Consider the following 7,167-nt stretch of genomic DNA (forward strand, 5'->3'; position numbering starts at 1 on the left):
CTGCGCGCCCTGTCAGCACAGATCCAGGGCAGGTCAGCCGCTGCAGCCGCAGTTCGCGAGGATCGCAGTAGCCCGGTCGAGGGTGGCTCTGGCATTGAGAGTCTGCGGGACCAGGACGCTGTCGGTCATCACGGCGAACACCAGCAGTGTGCCGGTGCGGTCACGGGCCAGTCCGGCCAGGCTGTGCACGTTCGTGAGCGTTCCGGTCTTCGCGCGGACCAGTCCGGTGCCCGTGCTGGTACCAGCAGCCGTGAAGCGCTCTTCCAGGCTGCCTGAGAACCCAGCGATCGGCAGACCGGTCAGCAGGTGCCGTAGCTCCGGGTGCTCGGGTGACGCCGCCACTCTGATCGCACCGGCCAGCAGGTCCGGCGGGACGTGGTTGGCTCGCGTCAGGCCGCTACCGTCGAAGATCTTCGCCTTGCTGACGTCCAGGCCGAGTTTGGTGAGGGTCTCGCGGACGCCGGCGACTCCACCGGCGAACGAACCGCCGTTCTTGGTCGCGATGCCGACGTGCCGCTGCAGGACCTCGGCACCGTCGTTGTCGCTGTGCAGGTTCACGTACTCGACGATCTGCCCGACTGTCGGCGACTTCACCTGGGCGACGGGCGTGGCCGTGGAGCGAGCGAGCGCAGGCGCCACGGTCGGCGCCACCTTGATACCGAGCGCGCGTAGTTGGGTGGCAAAGGCAGTGGCCGCGGCCTGTGCCGGCGAGGTCGCCCGCTTGGCCATACCCGGCGCAATGCGTCCTTCGTTCACCCACAACGCGGACGTGGGTGCGGCGATGCCTTCGGGGACGTAATTCGCTTCCCAGTTCTTGTTGATCGCCGGTCCGGTGAAGAGGGAGGCGTCGTACCCGAGAGTGACTGCGCTCACGCCCTGCGCCTTCAGGGCCTTCGCCGTACTCGCTGCGAGGTCCTGAAGCGATGCCCGGGTCGGATAGTCGTTGGGATTGCTCGACCGCTGGGCGGTGAGCAGTGGGTCGCCGCCGCCGACCAGAATGAGCGAGCCCTTGGCTGCGCTCACCGTCTTCGTGGTGAACGTGTGCTCCGGGCCGAGCGTCTCCAAAGCCGACACCGTCGTCAGGAGCTTGAGTGTGGAGGCGGGGACGTACGTCGAGGCGCCACCGACGGACAACACCACCTTGCCGCGGGAGGCGTCGTACACATAGACAGCGCGGTGCTTGCCGAGGGACGCGTCCTTCAGAATCGCGGTCAGCGCTTTCTGGAGGCCGGCCGGGGTGGGGGCGACTCCCTCGGCCTTGGCGGGGGGCAGCACGACTGGAGCCTGCGGGGCTGTCTGTAGTGATCCGGGTACGGCGCGTGCACCGCTCACCAGGCTCGTACAGAGAACCGTGGCGAGCAGCGTGACGAACACCGCACGGGGAGGACGAGCCACCTGCTTGCTCCTGTCATTCGGTCGGTCGGAACCGTGACAGTATCTGCCGTATGGAGTTCGACGTCTTCATCGAGATCCCCAAGGGCACCCGCAACAAGTACGAGGTGGACCACAAGTCGGGCCGGTTGCGGCTGGACCGGACCCTCTTCACGTCCACCCAGTACCCGTCCGACTACGGCTTCATCGAGGACACCCTGGGCCAGGACGGCGACCCCCTGGACGCACTGGTCCTGCTCCCGGAGCCGACGTTCCCCGGCTGCCTGATCCGCGCCCGCGCGATCGGCATGTTCCGGATGACCGACGAGAAGGGCCCGGACGACAAGGTCCTCTGCGTCCCCGCCGGCGACCCGCGCCAGGAGCACCTGCGCGACATCCACCACGTCCCGGAGTTCGACCGCCTCGAGATCCAGCACTTCTTCGAGGTCTACAAGGACCTGGAGCCCGGCAAGTCCGTCGAAGGCGCCACCTGGGTAGGCCGCTCCGACGCCGAAGCCGAAATCACCGCCTCCTTCGAACGCCTGATCAAGTCCGAAACCCACCAGGACTAACCACAAACCAAGCGCACTCTTCAGCCGACTTCGAAGGCAGAGAGCGGGCTGGGTGCCTGGCGGGGGTCAGCGTCATGGTGGCGACGGGCATTCAAAGCAGCCGCGCCCCGACCGCCAGGCCATCACAATCGTCGCCCAGCAGGCGAGTCACGCCTAACCGCAACCGGCACCCTGGATTGTGATGGCCTGGCGACCTGCTCACGCAATGACTGGTCCTCGGCAGCCCCGATCCCTCTCTGAATCCTCTCTTTCTCTGTTCCTTCTCTTATCCGCTCGGGGAGAGTCGGTTGAGGAGGTCGAGTAGCGTTTTGCGCTCGTCGGCGTCCAGGGGTTCGAGGAGTTCTTCTTCGGCTGCGTGGATCAAAAGGTCCATTGCGGCCACCTGCTTTTCGCCGGCCGGGGTGATGGCGACTATCTTGCGGCGGCGGTCGGTGGGGTCGACCCGGCGTTCGACGTACTTCAGTTCCTCGAGCTCGTCCAGCAGCGTGACCAGATCGCTGCGATCCAGCGCGATGCGATCGGCGAGCGTGGCCTGAGCCCCTTCGCCGTCGTCGGCCAGGCTCACCAGGACGTGGTAGTGCAGGGTCCGCACGCCGGCCGCCGTCATGTGCTGCCGGATCAGCCGCATCGACTGCTGGCTGGTCCGCCCCAGCGCCCACAGCACCCGGTCGGACAGACGATGCGTCGGTGACTTCTTCACCCGATCAACTCTATTGGCAGTGACCCCGGCATGAATTATCGTGGGACTTACCCATTATTTGTTACACCCACGAACTCATGGAGACACGTATGCGCGCAGTGCGCTTCCACCAGCACGGTGGCCCCGAGGTTCTCAGACTCGACGACGTACCCGTCCCCGAACCCGCCGACGGCCAGGTCCTGATCGAGGCCGAAGCGATCGGTGCCAACGCCATCGACACCGTGCTGCGCCGCGGCGGATCCGCCTGGGACCGTCCGCTGCCCGGCACGCTGACCGGAGATGTCGTCGGCCGGATCGTCAAGGTCGGTCCCGGCGTACCGCCCGGCATCGAGGTCGGCCGACGAGTTTCGGCCCTGACCGAGGACGCTTTCGCCGACTTCGCCGTCGCCGACGCCGCCTTCCTCGCTCCGATCCCGGAGGACGCCGACCCCGGCGAAGCCTCGATGATGTCGCTGACCGCCCCGCTCGCCCTCCGCCTGCTCACAGCGGGCCGGGTACCGGCCGGCGGCAGCGTCCTGATCCAGTCCGCGGCCGGCACCGTCGGCCACCTCGCCGTCCAACTGGCCAAGTCCTTCGCGCCGAAGACGATCATCGGTACGGCGTCCTCCCCGCACCGACTCGACTTCATCCGCGACCTCGGCGCCGAAGCCGTCGACCTGACCGACCCCGCCTGGCCCGCCCGCGTCAACGAACTCGCCCCCGACGGCGTCGACACGATCCTTGATTCGGTCGGCGGCAAGGTCTTCAACGAAGGTCTGGACCTGCTCGCACCCCTCGGCACGATGGTCACGTACGGCGCGATCTCCACCGAGCTGCCCGTGGTCCCCGCGATGCGGCTCTTCGGCCTCAAATCCGTCATCGGTGTCTCGTGGAACGGCTGGCAGCAGGCCCGCCCGGACGGAGCTCGCGCCGACATTGCCGAGGTCACCCGCCGCTGGCAGAACGGCGAACTCCGGCCGATCGTCGACGCCACCTATCCACTCGCCGAGGTCGCCCGCATCCACGAAACACTCGATGCCCGCAGCAACCTCGGCCGCCTCGTCGCTACCCCCTGAATCCGGCATCCGCCGGATAACATCGGCGGGTGGAGCTGAGGCAGATGCGGTACTTCGTGAGCGTGGCGGAAGAGCTCCATTTCAGCCGCGCCGCGGAGCGCCTCTACATCTCCACCCCGACCCTCAGTCAGCAGATCAAACAGCTCGAACGCGAGGTCGGTACGACGCTCTTGATCCGGCACAGCCGCGGTGTCGAGCTCACCCCGGCCGGACAGGTCTTCCTGGCCAGAGCACGGGAGACGATCCAGGCGGCCGGCCTGGCGCTGAAGGACACGCGCCGGGCCGCCGGCCTGGACGAACCCGTTCTCCGCCTCGGCCTCCTCAACGGCATCCCCGGCTGGCTTCCCGCCGCCCTCGAGCAACTCGCCACCGAACGCTTCCCGAACAGCACAGTGACGCTCGAGGCCGGCACCACGACCGACCAACTCCGGATGCTCACCGCCGGCGAGATCGACCTCGGTCTGGTCCGCACACCCTTGACGTTGCCCCCAGCAATCACCTCCGAGCACCTCGCCGCCGAGGAGCTCGGCGTACTCCTCACTGCGACCCATCCCCTCGCGGCCAGCACCGAGCTCACCCTCGACGACCTGGCCGGACTCGAGCTGATCTGGATCCCTCGCGCCGCGGCACCGGAGTTCCATGACGAGACCCTCAGCCGCCTCGGCAGCGGCATCCAGCTCAGCGAGATCAGCATGAGCCACTCCCAGCTCCGCTCCGCGCTCCTCGTCCGCCGGTCCGCGATCAGCCTCGGCTCACGCCGCGCGGCCACCCCCGACATCGTCTGGCGCGCCTTGAAGGGCCAGCCCCTGATCGCCCGGTACGCCGCGGTCTGGCGGACCGACTCTCGCAACCCGGTGCTCCGGGCCATGACTGTTAGCCCCGGACTAACGGTGGTTAGGCAACAAGTCGTGGCGGACTGACCTCCCCGGTGATTGGCTCGAAACACCAATCACACAAGGAGTTTCTCAGTGCACGTAGTCATCGTCGGCGGCAGCTCCGGCATGGGCCGGGCCTTGGCCGCCGAACTGGTTGCCCAAGGCAGCGAAGTGACGATTGCCGGACGCTCGACGGCCAAACTCGACACAGTTCACCGCGAGCTCGGCGTACGAACCGTTGCCATGGACATCGGTATCGAGAGCGACATCGAGCGCCTCTTCGCGACCACCGGCAAGGTCAGCCACATCGTCACCACCGCCGCCGACGTCGGCGGCGCCTACCAGCCGATCAGCGAGTACGACGTGAACGCGGCCCGATCCGCGGTCGAGTCCAAACTGTTCGGCCCGCTCTTACTGGCCAAACACGGCGCATCGCTGCTGGAGCCCGGCGGCTCGATCGTGTTCACGTCCGGGATCGCGGCGTACCGGCCGGGTCCGCGCGCATCGTTGCTCGCGGCACTCAACGGCGGCCTCGCGTCGCTCGCCGCGGCACTCGCGGTCGAGCTGGCACCGATCCGGGTCAACGTCGTGTCACCCGGCTGGGTGGACACGCCGATCTGGCAGGACGTCGCCGGCGACGCGACCGCGGACACCCTGGCCGCGATGGCGGCCCGCCTCCCGGCCGGCCGGATCGGCCGGACCCAGGACATCGCGGACGCGATCATCGCCTTGCTACGCAACGGATTCATCACTGGCACGGTCCTCCACGCCGACGGCGGACACCGGCTCGTTTAGCTTTGGCGGGTTGACGACCCAGGCAACTCGACGGCTCAGGGGCGGCCGAAGAAGTTCGGTGGGATCCAGTAGTAGACGCTGTCGATCTGGACCGGCTTGCCGGTCCGGGGCGCGTGAATCATCCGCCCGCCGCCGATGTACATCGCGACGTGGTGGATGGTCGCCGGGTCGTTCGGATCGAGCGCCCAGAAGATGAGGTCGCCGGGCCGGAGGTCGTCCTCCTGGATGTGCCGGATCTGCTCGTACTGCGCGGCGCTGTAGTGCGGCAGCTGGACTCCGGCCCGCTTCCACGCGCCCATCATCAGTCCCGAGCAGTCCCAGCGTGAAGGTCCGGTGCCGCCCCACAGATACATGTCGCCGAGCTGCGACAGCGCGAAGTCGACCGCGGCCGAGCCGCTGTGTCCACTGCTCGAGCCACCACTGTTGTTGCCGTTGTCGTTGCCGTTGTCACGGTCCGGCGTGTGGCGCTTCGGCGGCTTGCCGTGGTTCTTCTTCGCCTGGTCACGGGCTTCTTGCTCCTCGCGCGCCCGCTCGGCCGCCTCCGCGGCCTCCCGCGCGGCGATCCGCCGTTTCAGCTCCGCGGCCTTCCGGGCGGCGAGTTCGGCGGCTCGTTGTCGCGCAAGCTCCTCGAGCCCCCGTTGCCGCTGGTCGGCCACCTGAATCGACGTGTTCTGCAGTACGGCGAGTTGGGCGATCGACTTCTGTCGTTGCGCGGCCATCGCCGTCACCGCGGCAGCCTGAGCGGCCTCGGCCTCCTCGGCCGCCTTCTTCGCCTTGGCGGCCTCGTCGGTCGCTTGCTTCACCTTGACCAATGCCTGGTTGGCCTGGATCTTGAACAGGTTCGTGACCACCTGCGTCGCCGTGTAGCGCAGGTACGACGCCTGCATCGCGGTCGACACCGTGTGTTCCGTGCCGGCCGAGTCCAGCATCTGCTGCGGTCCGTCCGCGGTGATCAGCGGCGCGACCCTCGCCAGCTCGCCACCCCCTTGGAACGACGCCGCCGCGAACCGGCCGATCTGCTGCTGCTGCGTAGTCAGGGTCTCCTGCGCCTTGGCCGCCCGCGACGCCGCGTCGGCCGCCGCGATCTTTGCCTGCTGCAACTTGTAGACCGCGCCGTTGTAGGCCTCGTCCGCGATACCGGACTGGATTCCGAGCTGCTCGAGTCGCGCGTTCGCCGCGGCCAACTGTTGCTCGATCGCGGCAACCTGCCCTGCCTTCGACAGCGCGGCCTGCTTGGCCCGCTCGACGGCGGCCTTGGAGGGGATGACCGGGGGCTTCGGCTTGGCCGCGTCGGCCTGGATCGGTTGGACGGCAATGGAGCCGGCCAAACAGACCGCGAGCACTCCGGAGAGCAACACTCTGCCGGTCTTCCCCGTGCTCCCGATCCGTCCGCCGGATGTAGCCCGCGAGGGGGTCCGCATCGGAATCGTTTCCTTCCGCCGATCACGAACCCCTTCCCCAGGGTTCGTGGTGCTTTTGGTCCTCGTGGACCACATACGTGACACTAGTTGCCCTCAGCCCCATTGGGAACACTATTCCCACAAGTAACTTTGTTGCACCTGCGTGTCGACTTGACAAACTACAAGCTTGTAATTCCCGACCCCCAGAATCCACACCCAACCGAACACCGCTCCGCGGTGCCCGTCCCTCGCCGCCTACACCGGGACGAAGACCACAGCCCCGCCCCTCAGCCGGTCCGCACAGAACGACTGCGGTTGCGGCCGGACCTCGCGGAAGGACTGTGGTGTCGCGGGCGCAACGGACCCCGCTTCGCGGCAGCTGTCTTGTCGCCGCCTCCG

The 7,167-nt window shown here is 67.7% G+C and carries 7 protein-coding genes; 4 read left to right on the forward strand and 3 right to left on the reverse strand.

Translation table 11 applies throughout. The features are described from left to right. Nucleotides 1-33 precede the first annotated feature (33 nt). Nucleotides 34-1,395, reverse strand: a complete 1,362-nt coding sequence (gene dacB, locus ACWF4Z_RS16885; RefSeq protein WP_452243965.1) for a D-alanyl-D-alanine carboxypeptidase/D-alanyl-D-alanine endopeptidase — start codon at nucleotides 1,393-1,395, stop codon at nucleotides 34-36. A gap of 50 nt (nucleotides 1,396-1,445) precedes the next feature. On the opposite strand from dacB, the gene ACWF4Z_RS16890 reads away from it, so the two are divergent. After that, complete coding sequence (locus ACWF4Z_RS16890) at nucleotides 1,446-1,943, forward strand: inorganic diphosphatase (RefSeq protein WP_452243966.1); 498 nt, start codon at nucleotides 1,446-1,448, stop codon at nucleotides 1,941-1,943. A 265-nt stretch (nucleotides 1,944-2,208) separates the two neighbouring features. On the opposite strand, the gene ACWF4Z_RS16895 is transcribed toward ACWF4Z_RS16890, so the two are convergent. Then, a complete protein-coding gene (locus ACWF4Z_RS16895; RefSeq protein ID WP_452243967.1) occupies nucleotides 2,209-2,643 on the reverse strand; it encodes a MarR family winged helix-turn-helix transcriptional regulator in 435 nt (144 codons plus the stop codon). Between the two features lie 89 nt (nucleotides 2,644-2,732). On the opposite strand from ACWF4Z_RS16895, the gene ACWF4Z_RS16900 reads away from it, so the two are divergent. The 3 genes from ACWF4Z_RS16900 to ACWF4Z_RS16910 are packed head-to-tail and all read left to right on the forward strand — an operon-like array spanning nucleotide 2,733 to nucleotide 5,368. Then, nucleotides 2,733-3,698 (forward strand): quinone oxidoreductase family protein, encoded by a 966-nt coding sequence (locus ACWF4Z_RS16900; RefSeq protein WP_452243968.1) that lies wholly within the window; start codon nucleotides 2,733-2,735, stop codon nucleotides 3,696-3,698. A 29-nt stretch (nucleotides 3,699-3,727) separates the two neighbouring features. Beyond that, entirely contained in the window at nucleotides 3,728-4,618 is an 891-nt protein-coding gene (locus ACWF4Z_RS16905) for a LysR family transcriptional regulator (RefSeq protein ID WP_452243969.1), read from the forward strand. Nucleotides 4,619-4,666: 48 nt separating this feature from the next. Continuing rightward, nucleotides 4,667-5,368, forward strand: coding sequence for an SDR family oxidoreductase (locus ACWF4Z_RS16910; protein WP_452243970.1), 702 nt, complete (start codon nucleotides 4,667-4,669; stop codon nucleotides 5,366-5,368). Between the two features lie 35 nt (nucleotides 5,369-5,403). Here the strand turns inward: ACWF4Z_RS16910 and ACWF4Z_RS16915 are convergent, their stop codons facing one another. After that, nucleotides 5,404-6,789, reverse strand: coding sequence for a C40 family peptidase (locus ACWF4Z_RS16915; RefSeq protein WP_452243971.1), 1,386 nt, complete (start codon nucleotides 6,787-6,789; stop codon nucleotides 5,404-5,406). Nucleotides 6,790-7,167: the final 378 nt, after the last annotated feature.

The sequence above is a fragment of the Kribbella sp. NPDC055071 genome, from assembly GCF_053608045.1.

What these genes read in the sequence shown, in the direction of transcription:
- ACWF4Z_RS16890 (WP_452243966.1), top strand. Translation starts at nt 1,446, where the DNA reads ATGGAGTTCGACGTCTTCATCGAGATCCCCAAGGGCACCCGCAACAAG.
- ACWF4Z_RS16900 (WP_452243968.1), top strand. Translation starts at nt 2,733, where the DNA reads ATGCGCGCAGTGCGCTTCCACCAGCACGGTGGCCCCGAGGTTCTCAGA.
- ACWF4Z_RS16915 (WP_452243971.1), bottom strand. Translation starts at nt 6,789, where the DNA reads ATGCGGACCCCCTCGCGGGCTACATCCGGCGGACGGATCGGGAGCACG.